The following is a 16,557-nucleotide window of genomic DNA, read 5'->3' as shown; positions in this document are numbered from 1 at the left end:
TCTGCGGTCAGTGTCCGGCTCGCCAGGCGGCCGTGATCAACGGCCACTGCAGCGGCAGCCGTCCGATAGTGCCGGCTAGATAGGCGACGCGCTTCGCCGACGCCCCTCGCTCCGTGACGGCACGCGCGGCATCGACCGTCATCTGCACGTTCCCCGGGAACACGCCGACCAGGAGGGCGGCCGATGCAGGACCCGCGATGCGTCGCGTCCGTGGCACGAGCAACCCTGCGGCGCAGGCCAACTCGGCGACGCCGGACGCTTTGATCACCTCGAGCGGTCGCGGCACCTGTCGCGGCATGGCTGGAGTGAACGTCTGTGGTCGGACCAGATGGATGACACCGGACGTGGTGAACGCGGCAACCAGGACCTTCGCGGTCGGCGTGAGGGATGAGACCATCCCCGGAGTGTGTCAGAGGATGACAGTCGCAAACTTGCCGACCTGGCGGAACCCTGCGGCGTAGTAGGTCCGCAGCGCCGGCTCGTTGTAAGCGTTGACATAGAGCGTCACGGTCGGCGCGATCGTCTCGATGATCTGCTGCACCACGGCGCGCATCGCCGGGGTCGCCAGACCCTTGCCGCGGTGCTCCGGCGCGACCCAGACTCCCTGCACCTGGGCGACCCCCGCGGCGAGGGAGCCGACGTCCGCCTTGAAGATCACCTGATGTCCGTCAGTGATCACGAAGGTGTGCCCTGCGGCGATCAGTGAGGAGACCATGCGACGGTAGTCGCGGTCCGACCCGACGAACGGTGGGTAGCCGATCTCCTCGGTGAACATGGCGGTGGAGGCGGGCAACACCTGGTCCAACTCGTCCATCCGGGCGCGCCGCACCCGCGCGTCCACAGGCGGTGCGCCGGCGGCGGGCACCGATGAGACCGCCAGCATCGGCTGGTCACCGCGCACCGACCGGGCGTCACCCCAATGCTTCTCCAACCGCCGCCAGAGGCCGAGCACCTGCTCGGCGTCGCCGAAGATCGACGAGCAACGGCGCCGCTTGCGGCGCAACCGGGCAGCGAATGCGTCCAGCGCTGCGTCGTCGGCGCCGATAGGGACGACGTTGGCGGACGTCCAGCACATCGACCGCAGCCGGTGCCCGTCGTCGGTGCCGAGCAACGCACCGGCATACGACGGCCCGCCCTCGACCAGGCGCGCGGCGACGAAGACGTTGGCCAGCGGGTCCACCGCACACAGGTCCAACGCCGCAGAATAATCGCTCGGCCCGAGGGTCCGCGCTCCGCTGAGCGTCCGTAACACGGCTACAGCCTTGCACCGAAGGGTGTCCGGTACACCGAAATCCACCGATCAATCCATGGTGGCCCTGGTTACAGTGCCCCGTGATGACTTCTCCTTCCGCCGCCGACCCCGTCGGCGCTCGCGTCCACGCCGACTACCGCAAGTGGGACGGATCCCCACACTGGCAGAGCGACGGCACACTGCTCGGTGTCGACGAGCACGGTGTCTGGGTGGCCTTTCCCCAGGGCACGCACTTCGAGCGACCGGGCAGGGCGTTCGACATCGAGTGCAACTCCGTCTCCCTCTTCCCGACAGCGGGCTTCACGCCGGCCTTCAACGACGCGGCGGACGGCACCGAGCAGGTCACGGTGTATGTCGACATCACGACACCGCCGACCTGGTCCCGCAGCGACGACGGGGTGTGGCGGGTGACGATGATCGACCTCGACCTGGACGTCGTCCAGCGGGCGAACGGCGTGACCTACGTCGACGACGAAGACGAGTTCCTGGACCATCAAAGGGAGTTCGGCTACCCGGAGGATGTCGTGCACGACGCGGAGGCGGGCACGCGCGCCGTCTTCGAGGCGGTGCGCGACGGTCGGTCCGCATTCGACGGCACCGGCCGACGGTGGTTGCGCACGCTGGGATGAGTCCGGGTGGGAGAGTCAGTCGTCGTCCGGGTCCAGCGACTCCACCGACGTGACGATCGCAGTCTTCTCCTGCTTGCTCACGGACCTGTCCAGCACACCGGCCCAGCCGTCGATCTGCTCCGCCCGGTAACGGTGGCCGTGACCGCCGACCGAGGAATTCGCCGAGATCAGGTCGACCGTCGTCAGCCAGAACGTGATCAGCGGATACCAGGTGAGGTCCTTGTCGACGTCGTGCCCGGCCCGCTCACGGGTCCAGGCCGGCTGCCGCCAGATCAACGACGGGTCCCACCACACGATCGGATCCGAGGGGTGCTGCAGGAACAGCACCCGGGGTGAGTCCCACTCCCCCAGCGCCCGGCCGTAGGCGTCGTGCCAGATCTGTCCCGGCTCACCGGCGAACCGGAAGTTGCGCCCGTTGTCGATCACCGGCGCGACCTGCGGGCTGCCGCCCTGCCGGCTCGCCGTGAGCGAGCGCCACAGCGGTGTGGAGTTCGGGGTGCCGCTCCACAGAGCGCCGTCGACCGCCGACAGCACCTGAGCACCGTTGGTGAACGCGGCCTCGGTACTCAGCGCCCCGAGGGACTCGCCGGACAACAGCAGTTTCGGGCGGTCGCCCACCGGCCGCTGCCGGATCATCGACTGGACCGTGCGCACGAGCTCCGACCCGACCCGGGCGGGCAAAGTGCGGTTGGTCAGGAACTGCACCACACTCGGCAGGAAGGAATACTGCACCGCGATCGTCGCCACGTCGCCGTCGGTCAACGCCTCCAGCGCCCGGACGTTGTATTCGTCGACCCACCCGCTCCCGGTCGTGCCGACGACATTGACGTATTCGCGATCGAGCGCGTGGGTGCGACGGATCTCCTTGACGACGATCTGCACCAGCCCGTGCGGATCGACGTCACCGGTGTCGGGTGCGGCATACAAGCGGATGGGCTGGCGGGCGTCGTGTCCGGTGATCGACGAGATCGCCGCCGGATCCGGGGTGTGCCCGGTGTAGATCTGTCCTTCGCGACCGAGGTCCTCCCATGCCTGGGTGGCGCCCGGACCGCCCGAGATCAACGGCGACACAGGTGCGTTCAGCCAGTCCGGCGGCTCGTCGTTGACACTCGCAGCGGACGCCGACAACGCCTCCAGTCCCTTCACCGCGATGACGCTGCGGGTCAGCCAGGTCACCGAGCCGACCAGGATGCAAACCGCGAGCAGGCCGGCGACCGGCTTCGGCAGTGCAAAGCCGAGCACGAAGCGGGAAGCGCGAAAAACACTGCGAACGGTCCAAATCAGTGCCATCAGCAACGCTGTCAGTGCCACCGCCGCGAGCAGGGACAGCCCGTCGCTGAGCAACGACGGCGCAGGCAGGTCCACCAGGCGGGCGCTGTGCCGGCGCCCCTGGTAGCCGGCGAACCACAACGTGACGGTGATGATCGCTGCGAGCGACCAGAGCACCACCAGCAGGCGACTGCGGTGCCGGCGGTCCGCGACGACGACACGGACACCGAGCCAGCCGAAGATCACGGACGAGACCGACCCGAGCAGCGTGCCGACGGCATAACCGGTGATCGTGGACAGCGCCGAGGCCGCAGCCTGGACCGCCCACGGGCGCGGCAGCAGACTGGGCGCGAAACTGATCAGGAGGGACAGCCAGCCGAGGACCAGACCGGTGGCCGAGCGACGCTCCACGAACTGCAGCAGGCGGTTGGGCTCGTCCTCGACCACGTCGTGGCTAGTCACCGCTGCAGCCTAGTCAACCGGAGCGGTGGTGCCGCCCACCGCCAGTCGGGCAGTGATCAGTCGGCAATCAGTGACAGCTCAATCAACGAAACCGCTCTCGTATGCCGCGATCACGGCCTGCGTCCGATCCCTGACACGCAGCTTGCCGAGCAACGCGGTGACGTGTGACTTGACCGTCTGCACACCGAGGAACAACTCGTCGGCGATCTCCGCATTCGTCATCCCGCGGGCGAGCAGCCGCAGCACCTCCTGCTCGCGCTCGGTCAGTCGCGGCAGCTTGCGATCCCGCACGGTGCGCGCCTCCACCAGCTCCCGGATCGACTCGGGGAAGAGGACGACGTCCATCCTGGCCAATGCGCGCACGGCCGAGACCAGCTGTTGCGCGCCGGCGCGCTTGAGCAGGAAGCCGTGCGCCCCCGATACCAGCGCGTCATACACATAGGAGTCGTGCTCGAACGTCGTGACGACCAGGATCTTGGGGGCATCGGGCTCGACCAGGAGCCGCCGGGTCGCCTCGATGCCGTCGAGCCGCGGCATACGCACATCCATCACCACCACGTCCGGCCGGTGAGCACGGGCTTGTTGCAGCGCGCTGACACCGTCGTCAGCAGACCCGACGACATCCATGTCGGGCTGCGCTCCGAGGATGGCCACGAACCCGTCACGGACCATCTCGTCGTCGTCCGCGACCAGCACGCTGATTACCGGATCGGTAGGTGGGCACACAGCTTCCAGTCCTTCCCGTTGGCGGCGGGAGCGGAGTCGATCCGACCGCCCGCCACAATGACACGCTCTTGCAGGCCGACCAGTCCGTGCCCTCTCCGGCCGGACGAATCTTCCTGTCCGCTCATCGAATTCGTGATCGTCACTTGTACGGCGGAGCCGATGGCCACGCGCACCCGCGCTGCGCCACGGCCGTGCTTGACGGCGTTCGTCAGCCCTTCCTGGACGATGCGGAAGATCTCGCCGGTCAGCCGATCGGGCAACGACTCCCACTCGCCGGTCACCTCCAGCACCGAAGGTTCATCGGTGGCGGCGGCGTGCACGAGAGACTCCAGGTCGGCCGCCGACCGGCCGCGCGGACCGCTGCGCAGCGTGCCGAGCACGGTGTCCAGCTCGGCCAGTGCGGTCGAGGCCGTCACGCTGATGCGCTCGAGTGCCCGGTGCGCGACCTGCGGGTCGGACAGCCCGACGGCACGCCCGGCCTCGGCCTGCACGCCGATGGCGGTCAGCGAGTGACCGATCGTGTCGTGCAACTCGCGCGCGAGTTCGTTGCGGCGAGCCAGCTCTCGCTCGCGATCGGCGGCGACAGCGAGCCGATCAGCCGGTGTCGGCCCCAGGACCTTCGGCGCCGATGCTGCCAGCAGCCAGCCGAAGAACGTTTGTAGGGCGAACGATCCGAGCACCACGACAATGCCGACCGGCACCCGCCAGAGGAGTTGGCCGGCGGTGGCGGGGCTCTCAGCGATCAGACCGATCCCGCTGGGCACTCCCAGCAGGAGCGTCACCGCAGCCACTGCTCCGACGAGCAACACCCACCCTGCCCACGCCGCACCGCGCCAGCGAGACGCCCACGAGTAGCGATCCCGCACGGCCGGCAGGCTGACACCGAGCAGCGGTCGAGCCATGGCGACCTCGGCGTCCCGCACCGGCGGACTCACCAGCACGATGGCTGCAATCGCCACCGCGACGCCGGCGAGCACGAAGACGAAGACCCGGTCCTGCCCCGAGGAGTTGCGTGCCGCGAGGCCGAACGCATAGATCAGCCAGCCGACCAGCGCCGCACCGGCTGCACCGAGCACGAGGTATGCCGCGCCCCGAGTGCCTCTCCTCATGCGCACCAATGCTGCCACGCAGCACGCACCCGCGGTTCCCCCACGAGAGGGATGCAGCACCCCCTGTCGAGGGAAGCACCAGGGAGCGGCGGACGAGCAGGGTTGCTGTCATGCACGAACCACATGACGAACGACACCGACACCGTGACCCGCACCTACGCAGCGCCACTTCGGGCACACCGCCCGGACGGTCGATCCCCCGCAGCGAGTTCTACGCCCGGCCGTGGCGGATCCACCAGATCGCAGCCGACTTCGAGGTTCTCGACGTCTGGCAGCTGCCGACACCGGGCGGCCCCGACGATCTCACCCGCCTCGCAGAGCTCTTCGCCGAGGGCGACGGCCAATGGCACGCATCGCCGCTCGTCCGGATGATCTGGTCGGTCCGCTGGACCCTCGGCCGGCTCCTTCGCTTGGACGACCCCCAGGACGGCGTCGGGATCCGGGTGCCGTCCCTCAACGCCCGATTGCCGGAGGACATGAAGGACGCACCAATCGGGCCCGACTTCGAGCGACTGCCGTTCACGTCCGTCTACCTGTTGGAGGACGAATTCGCCGCCGAGATCGCGAACAAGACCTGCCACGGCGTGCTGCACCTCGGCTGGGTGAAACACGAATCCGGTTGCTGGACAGCGCAGATGACCGTTCTCGTGCAGCCGAACGGCCGCCTCGGGCGCGCCTACCTGGCCGGCATCGGGCCGTTCCGGCACCTGCTGATCTACCCGTCGATGTTGCGCACCGTCGAGCGAGACTGGCGCGCCGCAGGTGGGCCGGTGCGAGACCGCCCGGCTACCGCCGTTTGATCATGCCGACGATGCCGATCAGCAGCATCGCGACCGACGCCACCAGACTCAACCAGAGCCCCCAGCCGACGCCGGCGGACATTCCCTCGCTGTTGGCGCCGGAGATCTTGTCGTTGATGTCGACCACGTCGTAGATGGTCACCGCGAGGCTCAACGCACCCATCACGGCCGTGACGATCGCGGCAGCCAACGGGATCTTGCCCACCCCGCGCAACAGCCCGAAGACCAGCACGATGACGGCGAGGATCGTCACGATCACGCCGTCCTTCACCTCGTCCGGCGACTCGCGGACCGTTCCCGACACCTGGCCGAAGCCGTTCATCGACAGGTCGCCGAACATCCCCATGTTGATCGAGACCCAGGCTCCGAAGCAGCCCACGATCGCGACGATCCCGGCAACCACTGCCAGCCAGCCGAACGACCGGGCTGCACCGCCGACGGGCGCCTGCGAGGGAGGCCCGGCGTAGCCGCCGTAGGGCTGCTGTCCGTAGCCCTGGGGTTGTTGCCCGTAGCCGTATCCCTGGCCGTAACCCTGCTGCGGCGGCTGCCCATAGGGTTGCTGGCCGTAGCCCGGCTGCTGATAGCCCGGCTGCTGCTGGCCGTAGCCGGGCTGCTGCTGTCCGTAACCCTGCTGCGGGGGCTGCCCATAGGGTTGCTGCGGCGGCTGGCGGTACGGGTTGTTCGGTGGCTGCTGCGACATTGGATCTCCCTTCCCTGCGCGCAGGGTATCGGCTGCCATCTCGGCACGTCCTCCGCCATACCGACGGCGCCGGCAGGCACTGGGTTCCCGTGACGTCGCCCCGCGGGTCACGGGCCGAGCTGCGCGCCGGGCTCCCCCGAGCGAGGGAGCAGGTTCGCTCCGGCGGGTGAGGAACTGCCGCGCCGCAGCCGACAACCTTCAGGTATGGCACTGATGCAGCACACCCGCTACGACACCTGCGACGCGAGCACGGTCCCGCCCGGAAGCACCCGGGCGGATCGGATCAGGCGACGACTGGCCATCGGCGCAATCGCCGCGACGCTCCCCTACAGCGTGTTGAAGATCGCGTGGTTGTCCGGCTCCCGGGTCGGGCTGTCGGGCTCGACATTCGGCACGAGCGGCGTCATGCATGCCGGCAACGCACTCACCCTCGCACTCGACCTCGTGGCGCTGCTCCTCGCGATCACCGTCTTCTCCGCGGCCCGGGCGCCGCGGTGGTTCCTGCTGCCGACGATGTGGATCGGCTACGGACTGCTCGGTCAGATCGTGGTGACCATCGGGCCCTCCGTAGCCGTGCAACTGCTCACCGGTCCGCCGGCCGACACAAGCACGTCGACACCGATCGCGGGCTGGGTGTATGCCGTGGTCTATGCCGGATTCAGCGGGCTGGGGCTCTGCCTGCTGCCGGCATTCGGCATCTATGCGTGGCAACGTTGGGGTGAGGAGAATCGTTGGGGCGAGCGGCTTTCCGGCATACGGCGCGAAGTGCCGGTCATCCCGACGCTCGGGGTGGCGGCCGTGACGGTGGCTCTGGCGGTGCGCGCGGTCCGATCCGGGTCCGGAGCGGAAGCGACGTCCTGGACCTCCGATGCACTCATCGGTGGCATTGCTGCGCTCGTGCTGCTGGGGGTCGCGCTCGGCCGGCCGGCGCGGATGCGCCGTGCGGTGGCGTTGGCGCTGGTCTGGACCGCGTCCGGTGCGTGGGCGGCATGGGGTTGTTTCAGCCTGGTCCTCAGCACGGTGCCGAACGACCTGGTGACCGACCCGGTCTCAGCCGCCGACGTCACGCTGTATGTCGCAAAGATCATCGCCGGCGCAGCACTGCTGCTCGCAGTCCGGGCGCTGGCGGCGCGACGCCCGGGACACTGACCACGTCCGCCGACGGGCTGCTACGGCAGCAGTGCGCGCAGCGCGGCGGCACTCTCCCGAGGGGTTTCCCGCACGGCACGAACGACCACGATCCGGGTGGCACCGGCGGAGACGACCTCCCGCAGGCGGTCCTCCCGGTCGATGCCGCCGATCGCGAACCACGGCTTGGTCGCATGCTGCGCGGCGAAACGGATCAGCTCCAGCCCGACAGCTGCCCGACCGGGCTTCGTCGGCGTCTCCCACACCGGGCCGACACAGAAGTAATCGATGCCGGCGTCCGAATCAGCTTCCAGCAACTGGTCTTTCGAATGCGTCGAGCGTCCGATCAGCGTCTCCTGGCCAACGATCCGGCGCGCCTGCCCGGTCGTCAGGTCGCCTTGCCCGACGTGCAGGATGTCCGCGTCGACCAGCGCCGCGACGTCCGCTCGATCGTTGACCGCGAGCAACGCACCGGCGCGTCGGGTCTCCTCCTGCACGCGTGACAGCGCCTCGATCTCGGCACGCGACTCCAACTGCTTGTCGCGCACCTGGAGGGCGTCCACCCCGCCGGCGAGCAGCTCGCGGCTGAACTGCGCGAGATCCCCGGCCGGCGGACGTGCATCGGTGCACACGTAGAGGCGGGCACGGCTCAACCGCTCCAGGCGCTCCGTGCGGGTTGAGGTGACCGGGGGACTGACGCGGTGAGACGAGTCGGCAACGTCGGCAGGCATGCGCCTAGACTAGGCACTTGAATCCGCGGGAGCCCCGCTGCACTGCGCAAACGGGCTGAGAGGGCCGGACCGGCCGACCGCTACACCTGATGCGGGTCATGCCGCCGTAGGGAGGAACCTCCGTGCACGGTTCAGCGCCCAGCGTCGCCGTTGTCGGCGCCGGAGTTATCGGACTGTCGACCGCTCGTGAGCTGCATCGCCGCGGCTGGCGCGTCCAGGTCTATGACGAGAAGCCCGCCTCCGGTGCCAGCCACGCAGCTGCCGGGATGCTCGCCCCCGCCGCCGAGACGGTCTGGGACCAGCACGCGCTCTATCCGATGCTCAGCGAATCCGCTTCTCTCTACCCGGAGTTCGCAGCGACCTTGGAGCAGGAGAGCGGCCGACGGGTGGGCTATCTCGAGACAGGCACCGTCGTCGTCGGAGCCGAGGCAGGCGACCGGGCCGAGCTCGACGAGCTGGCCGCCCTCCAGCAGCAACTCGGCCACCCGGCCGAGCGCCTCACCCCGTCCGCAGCGCGGCACCTGGAGCCGGCGCTCGCACCGCAACTCGCGGGGGCCGTGCATCTCCCCCAGGACCACCAGGTCAATCCCCGCCGGTTGACCGCTGCGCTGCTGCAGGTGTTGGAGGACGCGCGGATCCTGGTGCGCGAGAACGTCACCGGGCTGCAAACGGTCGGTGGTCGAACCACTGGTGTGCGCCTCGCCGGTGGCGAGGTGCGACCCGCCGATCAGGTCGTGCTGTGCACCGGCACCGCGTCGGTGCCCGGTTCACCCCCGTCACAGGTCCGTCCGGTGTATGGCGACATCCTCCGGCTCCGCCTCCCGGCCGGGCGACCGCGGCTGATCGAACGCATCATCCGCGGCCTGGTGCGAGGTCGGTCGGTCTACATCGTTCCCCGGGAGGACGAAGAGCTCGTGGTCGGTGCCACCAGCCGAGAGGACGGTGACCCGCAGCCGAGCACCGAGGGCGTGCTCCGGCTGCTGACCGACGCACGCCGGCTGCTGCCCGGGATCGTCGACACCCAATTGGTCGAGGTCACCGCGCGTGCTCGTCCCGGCAGCCCGGACGACCTGCCCGTCATACAACGGCATGACCCGGGTCTGGTGAGCGCCAACGGCTTCTTCCGCCACGGGGTCCTGCTGACGCCGTGGGGTGCCCGCGAGACCGCGAATCTCGTTGAGAACACTTCGGATCAGGAAGGCAATTGAGTGAGTCAGACACAGCAGTCCACCATCGAGGTCAACGGCGAGAGCCGAACCGTGTCGCCGACCACGACCCTGCGGGAGATCGTCGAGGACGTCACCGGCCGCAAGCTGAACACCGACGGCACGCCCGACGACGGCGGGCGGCTGGGTCTGGCCGCAGCGGTGTCCGGGACCGTCATACCTCGTGGCCGGTGGCACACGACCGACCTGCCGAACGGCGCCGTGATCGACGTCGTCACGGCAGCGCAGGGCGGCTGACATGGACACGCTCGTCATCGACGGCATCGCACTCGGTTCGCGACTCATCATGGGCACCGGCGGTGCGACGACACTGGCCTCATTGGAGGCAGCACTGGTCGCGTCGGGCACCGAGCTCACCACGGTTGCGATGCGCCGCTACTCGGCCTCCGGAGGCCAGTCGGTCTTCGATCTGTTGGAACGACTGGGGATTCGCCCGCTGCCGAACACCGCCGGCTGCTTCACCGCTCGCGACGCGGTGCTGACCGCCCAGCTGGCACGCGAGGCACTGGAGACCAATTGGGTCAAGCTCGAGGTGATCGCCGACGAGGACACACTGCTGCCCGACCCGGTCGAACTCGCCGACGCCGCAGAACAGTTGGTCGCCGACGGGTTCACCGTGTTCGCCTACACCAATGACGATCCGGTCCTTGCCCGCAGGCTGGAAGAGACCGGCGTCGCCGTCGTCATGCCCGCCGGTGCACCCATCGGATCGGGACTCGGCATCCTCAACCCGCACAACATCTCGACCATCACGGACCGAGCGAGCATCCCGGTCGTGCTCGACGCCGGCGTCGGCACCGCGTCGGATGCCGCGCTGGCAATGGAGTTGGGTTGCGACGCAGTACTGCTAGCCAGTGCGGTCACCCGCGCACACAACCCGGAGCTGATGGCCCGGGCGATGAAAGATGCTGTGAATGCAGGCTTCTCGGCACGTGCCGCCGGACGCATTCCGCAGCGGGCGTTGGCCGTCGCCTCATCGCCGAACGAGGGACGGATCGCCGCCGTCGACTCCTACGAGGCTGTGCTGTGACTCCGCTGGTCGCGCCAGGTCCGGCGTTGACCCCGGCACAGAGCACGCGGTTCGCCCGACACCTGTCGCTCGCAACTGTCGGCAGCGACGGGCAGCGCCGTTTGCTGAACTCCCGGGTGCTCGTCATCGGCGCCGGCGGCCTGGGGTCGCCGATGATCAGCTATCTCGCGGCGGCGGGCGTCGGCCACCTCACGGTCCTGGACGACGATCGGGTGGAGGAGTCCAACCTGCAGCGGCAGGTCATCCACGCCGGCACACCCATCGGAGCGCTCAAGGTCGACTCCGCCAAAGAGGCGGCGCTGCGCATCAACCCGGACATGAAGGTCACGGCGCTGGCCGAACGGCTCACCGCGGACAACGCCCTGGACCTCTTCGCCGCGCACGATGTCGTCGTCGACGGTGCCGACAACTTCGCCACCCGTTATCTGGCGAACGACGCGGCCGAACTGACCGGCACTCCAGTCGTATGGGGCACGATCTTCGGGTTCGACGGACAGGTCAGCACGTTCTGGCCGGGGCACGGACCGACGCTGCGTGACCTCTTCCCCGAGCAACCCGACGCCGACTCGGTGCCTTCCTGCGCCGACGGCGGAGTGCTCGGATTGCTCTGCGGCTGGGTCGGATCGGTGATGGGGACCGAGGCCGTCAAGCTGATCTGCGGCATCGGTGAGCCGCTGCTCGGACGATTCGCCAGGATCGACGCGCTCGCCGGTCGTATGACGGAGCTCGCCTTCGCCCCCGACCCGGACCGCCCCGCAGTCACCGAGTTGGTGGAGGTGCCGCAGAGTTGTGCGACATCTCCGGTGGCCGAGGTGTCCGCGGCACAACTGCCCCAGCTGGACAACTACACCTTGATCGACGTGCGCGAAAGCTGGGAACGAGACATCGTCTCGGTGCCGAACGCTGTCGCCATACCCCTGGACGAGCTGCGGGCAGATCGGTGGAGTGCCGTCGAAAACGCAACCACCGCAAGGCGACTGGTCTTCATGTGCAAGTCGGGAGCACGTTCGCGGTCGGCCATCGAGTTGCTGGGCAGCGCCGACGGGCGCGAGCTGCTCAACCTTGCCGGAGGTGTCCTTGCCTGGGCCGCTGCCGAGGGCATCGACGCGGTCTACTGACGGCCGTCGGCGGGCCGCCTCGTCAGATGTTCGTCAACTGACGGTGACGCTCGGGCTGCCTGCGGTGTCCTCGTCGATCGGCTCGCCCATCTCGTCGGCGATGCGCATCGCCTCCTCGATCAAGGTCTCGACGATCTGTGACTCGGGGACCGTCTTGATGACCTTGCCCTTGACGAAGATCTGACCCTTGCCGTTGCCGGACGCCACACCGAGGTCGGCCTCTCGCGCCTCACCGGGACCGTTGACGACGCAACCCATGACGGCCACCCGCAGCGGCACCGTCATACCCTCGAGGCCGGCAGTGACCTCGTCGGCCAACTTGTAGACGTCGACCTGCGCGCGTCCGCACGACGGGCAGGAGACGATCTCCAGCTTGCGCGGGCGCAGGTTGAGCGACTGCAGGATCTGGGTGCCGACCTTGATCTCCTCGACCGGCGGGGCCGACAACGACACGCGGATGGTGTCGCCGATTCCCTTGGACAGCAGCGCACCGAACGCGGTGGCCGACTTGATGGTGCCCTGGAAGGCCGGGCCGGCCTCGGTCACGCCGAGGTGCAACGGCCAGTCGCCGCGCTCGGCCAGTAACTCGTAGGCGCGGACCATGACGACGGGGTCGTTGTGCTTCACCGAGATCTTGAAGTCGTGGAAGTCGTGCTCCTCGAAGAGACTTGCCTCCCAGACCGCCGACTCGACGAGCGCCTCGGGGGTCGGCTTGCCATACTTCTCCAGCAGCCGCTTGTCCAGTGAACCGGCGTTGACGCCGATGCGCAGGGAAACGCCGGCGTCCTTGGCGGCCTTGGCGATCTGCTTGACCTGGTCGTCGAACTTGCGGATGTTGCCGGGGTTGACGCGCACGGCCGCGCAGCCTGCATCGATGGCCGCGAAGACGTACTTCGGCTGGAAGTGGATGTCGGCGATCACCGGGATCTGCGACTTCTGCGCGATCGCCGGGAGCGCATCGGCGTCGTCCTGGCTCGGGCACGCGACGCGCACGATGTCACAGCCGGCAGCGGTGAGCTCGGCGATCTGCTGCAACGTCGCGTTGACGTCGGTGGTCGGGGTCGTGCACATCGACTGCACGGAGATCGGAGCATCGCCGCCGACCTCCACCTTGCCGACCTTGATCTTGCGAGACTTGCGGCGGGGCGCGAGCACCGGCGCCGGAGCGCTCGGCATACCGAGAGAAACTGTCACACCTTCAGTATGACTCTCGTCCGTCGCATTTCCGAAGGTGGTCGTCCGTCCGGCCATCGCACGGCCGTCGCACGAAATTCAACAAACCGTTGACGACAAGTGCGGCCCGTGCCACGCTTTCATGTGTCGAAACTCAAATTTCACTATATGAAAGCGAGTGCATGATGTGCACACCCGATCAGTTACACCCTGATTGCTCGACAGTCGCCCCGCTGCGCGACCCCGGACCCAGACTCCACTGAGGGTGAGCGCTGTGAAACTCCTACGACGCACGGGCAATCCGAAGCACCAAGGCCGCCCCGAGGACACGATGTATGGTCCCGGGCGCCTGCTGACCTACGGAACCCAACACATCCTCACGATGTATGGCGGAGTGATCGCCCCTCCAATCATCATCGGCGGCGCCGCGCACCTGAGCACGTCCGACGTTGCGCTGCTCGTCACAGCCGGCCTGTTCATCAGCGGCCTGGCAACCCTGCTGCAGACGCTCGGCATCGGCCCGGTCGGCAGTCGCCTGCCCATCGTCCAGGGCGTCTCCTTCGCCAGCGTGTCGACGATGGTCTCGATCGCCAGCAAGGACGGTGTCCGACCGGTGCTCGGCGCGATCATCGTGGCGGGCGTCGTCGGGGTGATCGCCTCGACCTACTTCGCCAAGATCGTGCGCTTCTTCCCCGCCGTCGTCACCGGCTCGATCATCACGGTGATCGGCGCCTCGCTGATGCCCACGGCGTTCACCTGGTGCATGGGCGGTGACTCCGGCGCCAAGGACTTCGGCTCGCCGGCGAACATCGGCTTCGCCGGCCTCACCTTGTTGATCATCGTGCTGATCAGCCGCCTCTTCCAGGGCGCGATCTCCCGCTTGTCGATCCTGATCGGCATGGTGATCGGCACGCTCGTGGCGGCTGCCACCGGGCACGCCGACTTCTCCGGGGTCAAGGACGCCAAGATCGTCGCGCTGCCGCAGTTCCTGCACTTCGGCTCACCGACATTTCAGGCGGGCGCGATCATCTCGATGGTGATCGTGATCCTGGTGATCATGACCGAGACGACGGCCGACATCCTCGCGATCGGCGAGATCGTCGAGACCGAGGTGGACGACAAGCGTGTCGCAGCCGGCTTGCGTGCCGACATGGCGGCCACGACCGTCGCGCCGTTCTTCGGCAGCTTCCCGGCGAGCGCGTTTGCGCAGAACGTCGGCCTGGTCGCGCTGACCGGCATCAAGAGCCGTTACGCGGTGGCCGCGGGCGGCGGGGTGCTGGTGGTGCTCGGTCTGCTCCCGGTGGTCGGAGCGGTGGTGGCCGGCATACCCTCCCCGGTGCTGGGTGGCGCGGGCATCATCCTCTTCGGCTCGGTGACCGCCAGCGGCATACGCACCCTGGCGCGGGTCGACTTCGAGAACGGCCTCAACCTGATCATCATCTCGGTCGCGTTCGGCTTCGGCGTCATACCGATCGCGATGCCGACCTTCTGGGACAAGTTCCCGGACTGGTTCGGGGTGATCATGGACTCCGGCATCAGCTCGGCCGCGATCAGTGCTGTGGTGCTCAACATCTTCTTCAACGAGTGGAAGTGGGGCAACAAACCGGGCGCGTCCGTCTTCGCCGAGCGCGACAGCCGGGTCTCGCGGTTCGGCGATCGCCTGGAGGACGACATCCGGGCGTCCGAACGCGAGCAGAGGAGCGTCAAAGCAGCCGAATAGCGGTGCTGTTGACGGGAGAGCCGTCCACATCCCTTCGCCGGTCCCCGGCTCGTCCACAGGCCGGTGGGTTCGGTCACGACGGTTCGGGGCTCACGGACCTACCTTCGGGCCCAACGAACAGACAGGCGAGGGGCGGGCAGACGCATGGCAGCGGACGACGATGCGGTCATCGGGCAATTGACCGCTTGTGTGCGAGCGCTCGAAGACCTGCCCGACATGATCGATCGCCTGGCGCCGACCGACCTGGCGCAGCTCATGTCCGTGCTGCTGCGACTTCGCAGCCGCAGCGAGCAACTCGGCACACTCGTCGCACGACAAGCGTCCGAGCGCGGCGACGTCCGCGCCTCGGATGCCGCCAACACAACGCAGTGGGTGGGCAATTGCGCGACCGAGGCGGGTGTGCCCCTCGACATGCGCGATGCGCACACGATGGGTTCGGTCGCCGACGCCTGCAACGGCGATACTCAGCGGCCGGTGACCGACGCCCTATTGGCCGGCACCTGCACGCCCGCCGTTGCGAGGACCGCACTGACCGAGTTCGCGAAGATCGAACCGATCATTCCGGAATCCTCGCGCGAGAAGGCTCTCGGCTGGTATCTCGCGCTGGATCCGGCCACCGGCCGCCGCGGACAAGAGCGACTCACCCGCCAGATCCTCGCCGACAACGCCGAGGACGAGCTCGACAAACGAGATGAGACCCTCGAGCGCACCGAGTCGCTGTCCTGGCGGACCACCGCCACCGGGATGACTCGACTGACGGCCGAGCTTGCGCCGGTCAATGCCGCGATCGTGACCGAGGCGCTGCTCGCACTGTCGGCGCCGCGTGGGCGGACAGTGCCCAGTGCGAACACAACCGGCCCGAACACCACCCACCCAAGCAACTCAGACCCGCTCACTAGCGGTGCGGTCGACGACCGGACACCGACCAAGCGTCGCGTCGACGCCTTGGTCGCGCTGGTCAGCCGTGGCGCCCGCTCCCCCGACGCGGTAGGAGACGTTGATCAGGTCGGGGCGGCGGCACGGGTCGTCGTGACGGTTCCGCTCCGCACGTTGAAGTCAGGCTGTGGTGCCGCGATCTCCGCCACCGGCGAGGTGCTGGACACCGCCGCTGCTCGCAGGCTGGCGTGTGACGCAGACGTCGTGCCGGTTGTCCTCGGAACAGCCAGTGAGCCGTTGGACGTCGGCCGCACGAAACGCCTAGTCACCAAAGGGATTCGGACAGCAGTCACACTTCGAGATCGAGGCTGCACGTTCCCCGGCTGTGATCGACCACCGACGTTCTGCGAGATCCATCACATCGTGCCGTGGTCCTCCGGCGGAGTCACCAGCCTGCTCAATTCAGCAATGTTGTGCACGACGCATCATCAGACGGTGCATCGATATTCATACAGCGCCACCGCGACCGCCGTCGGCGTGCGATGGGATCTCACCCGCGGCCGAATGACGAAACGACGGCCCGACGCCGCATGATCCCCGATCGTTCC

The 16,557-nt window shown here is 68.2% G+C and carries 17 protein-coding genes and 1 riboswitch; of the genes, 9 read left to right on the top strand and 8 right to left on the bottom strand.

Annotation, left to right across the window (positions count from 1 at the left end; genetic code table 11):
• Nucleotides 1-7: 7 nt before the first annotated feature.
• Both ACSZL9_RS10860 and ACSZL9_RS10855 read right to left on the bottom strand, forming a co-directional pair.
• The gene (locus ACSZL9_RS10860) at nucleotides 8-397 is read right to left on the bottom strand and encodes a DoxX family protein (protein WP_446665507.1); all 390 of its coding nucleotides are present in this window, start codon (nucleotides 395-397) and stop codon (nucleotides 8-10) included.
• A gap of 12 nt (nucleotides 398-409) precedes the next feature.
• Nucleotides 410-1,195, bottom strand: a complete 786-nt coding sequence (locus tag ACSZL9_RS10855) for a GNAT family N-acetyltransferase (protein ID WP_446665506.1) — start codon at nucleotides 1,193-1,195, stop codon at nucleotides 410-412.
• Between the two features lie 140 nt (nucleotides 1,196-1,335).
• On the opposite strand from ACSZL9_RS10855, the gene ACSZL9_RS10850 reads away from it, so the two are divergent.
• Nucleotides 1,336-1,881, top strand: coding sequence for a DUF402 domain-containing protein (locus ACSZL9_RS10850; protein WP_446665505.1), 546 nt, complete (start codon nucleotides 1,336-1,338; stop codon nucleotides 1,879-1,881).
• A gap of 15 nt (nucleotides 1,882-1,896) precedes the next feature.
• Here the strand turns inward: ACSZL9_RS10850 and ACSZL9_RS10845 are convergent, their stop codons facing one another.
• The 3 genes from ACSZL9_RS10845 to ACSZL9_RS10835 form a co-directional block, all read right to left on the bottom strand.
• Nucleotides 1,897-3,612, bottom strand: coding sequence for an alpha/beta-hydrolase family protein (locus ACSZL9_RS10845; protein WP_446665504.1), 1,716 nt, complete (start codon nucleotides 3,610-3,612; stop codon nucleotides 1,897-1,899).
• A gap of 78 nt (nucleotides 3,613-3,690) precedes the next feature.
• Nucleotides 3,691-4,308 carry a response regulator transcription factor gene (locus tag ACSZL9_RS10840; protein ID WP_446665503.1) on the bottom strand — a complete coding sequence of 206 codons (618 nt, stop codon included), beginning with the start codon at nucleotides 4,306-4,308 and terminating at the stop codon, nucleotides 3,691-3,693.
• Between the two features lie 5 nt (nucleotides 4,309-4,313).
• Entirely contained in the window at nucleotides 4,314-5,447 is a 1,134-nt protein-coding gene (locus ACSZL9_RS10835; protein ID WP_446665502.1) for a sensor histidine kinase, read from the bottom strand.
• A 110-nt stretch (nucleotides 5,448-5,557) separates the two neighbouring features.
• Between ACSZL9_RS10835 and ACSZL9_RS10830 the strand changes: the two genes are divergently transcribed.
• Nucleotides 5,558-6,247 carry a DUF2867 domain-containing protein gene (locus tag ACSZL9_RS10830; protein WP_446665501.1) on the top strand — a complete coding sequence of 230 codons (690 nt, stop codon included), beginning with the start codon at nucleotides 5,558-5,560 and terminating at the stop codon, nucleotides 6,245-6,247.
• On the opposite strand, the gene ACSZL9_RS10825 is transcribed toward ACSZL9_RS10830, so the two are convergent.
• Nucleotides 6,234-6,947 (bottom strand): hypothetical protein, encoded by a 714-nt coding sequence (locus tag ACSZL9_RS10825; protein WP_446665500.1) that lies wholly within the window; start codon nucleotides 6,945-6,947, stop codon nucleotides 6,234-6,236. The two genes, ACSZL9_RS10830 and ACSZL9_RS10825, sit on opposite strands and share 14 nt — an antisense overlap.
• 204 nt (nucleotides 6,948-7,151) lie before the next feature.
• On the opposite strand from ACSZL9_RS10825, the gene ACSZL9_RS10820 reads away from it, so the two are divergent.
• Complete coding sequence (locus ACSZL9_RS10820; protein WP_446665499.1) at nucleotides 7,152-8,096, top strand: hypothetical protein; 945 nt, start codon at nucleotides 7,152-7,154, stop codon at nucleotides 8,094-8,096.
• Between the two features lie 20 nt (nucleotides 8,097-8,116).
• Here ACSZL9_RS10820 and thiE read toward each other — a convergent pair whose 3' ends face one another.
• The gene (thiE, locus tag ACSZL9_RS10815) at nucleotides 8,117-8,806 is read right to left on the bottom strand and encodes a thiamine phosphate synthase (protein ID WP_446665498.1); all 690 of its coding nucleotides are present in this window, start codon (nucleotides 8,804-8,806) and stop codon (nucleotides 8,117-8,119) included.
• Between the two features lie 15 nt (nucleotides 8,807-8,821).
• A riboswitch (TPP riboswitch) is annotated at nucleotides 8,822-8,936 on the top strand.
• Between thiE and thiO the strand changes: the two genes are divergently transcribed.
• From thiO to ACSZL9_RS10795, 4 genes are all read left to right on the top strand, one after another.
• Nucleotides 8,929-10,014, top strand: a complete 1,086-nt coding sequence (gene thiO / locus ACSZL9_RS10810) for a glycine oxidase ThiO (protein ID WP_446665497.1) — start codon at nucleotides 8,929-8,931, stop codon at nucleotides 10,012-10,014. It overlaps the preceding riboswitch by 8 nt.
• Nucleotides 10,015-10,269 (top strand): sulfur carrier protein ThiS, encoded by a 255-nt coding sequence (gene thiS, locus ACSZL9_RS10805; RefSeq protein WP_446665496.1) that lies wholly within the window; start codon nucleotides 10,015-10,017, stop codon nucleotides 10,267-10,269. It abuts the gene before it with no gap.
• Nucleotide 10,270: 1 nt separating this feature from the next.
• Nucleotides 10,271-11,062: a thiazole synthase gene (locus ACSZL9_RS10800; protein ID WP_446665495.1), complete on the top strand. Its 792-nt coding sequence runs from the start codon at nucleotides 10,271-10,273 to the stop codon at nucleotides 11,060-11,062.
• Complete coding sequence (locus ACSZL9_RS10795) at nucleotides 11,059-12,180, top strand: ThiF family adenylyltransferase (RefSeq protein ID WP_446665494.1); 1,122 nt, start codon at nucleotides 11,059-11,061, stop codon at nucleotides 12,178-12,180. Before ACSZL9_RS10800 ends, ACSZL9_RS10795 begins: the two co-directional genes overlap by 4 nt.
• A gap of 33 nt (nucleotides 12,181-12,213) precedes the next feature.
• Here ACSZL9_RS10795 and ispG read toward each other — a convergent pair whose 3' ends face one another.
• Entirely contained in the window at nucleotides 12,214-13,356 is a 1,143-nt protein-coding gene (gene ispG / locus ACSZL9_RS10790) for a flavodoxin-dependent (E)-4-hydroxy-3-methylbut-2-enyl-diphosphate synthase (RefSeq protein ID WP_446665795.1), read from the bottom strand.
• 271 nt (nucleotides 13,357-13,627) lie between these two features.
• On the opposite strand from ispG, the gene ACSZL9_RS10785 reads away from it, so the two are divergent.
• Nucleotides 13,628-15,073 (top strand): nucleobase:cation symporter-2 family protein, encoded by a 1,446-nt coding sequence (locus ACSZL9_RS10785; RefSeq protein WP_446665493.1) that lies wholly within the window; start codon nucleotides 13,628-13,630, stop codon nucleotides 15,071-15,073.
• Between the two features lie 144 nt (nucleotides 15,074-15,217).
• On the top strand, nucleotides 15,218-16,543 hold the full coding sequence (locus ACSZL9_RS10780; RefSeq protein WP_446665492.1) for a DUF222 domain-containing protein: 1,326 nt from the start codon (nucleotides 15,218-15,220) through the stop codon (nucleotides 16,541-16,543).
• Nucleotides 16,544-16,557 lie beyond the last annotated feature (14 nt).

This window comes from Flexivirga sp. B27, from assembly GCF_052905685.1.
The sequence above is the reverse complement of the archived record's forward strand: the minus strand, read 5'-3'. Positions and strand labels throughout refer to the sequence as shown.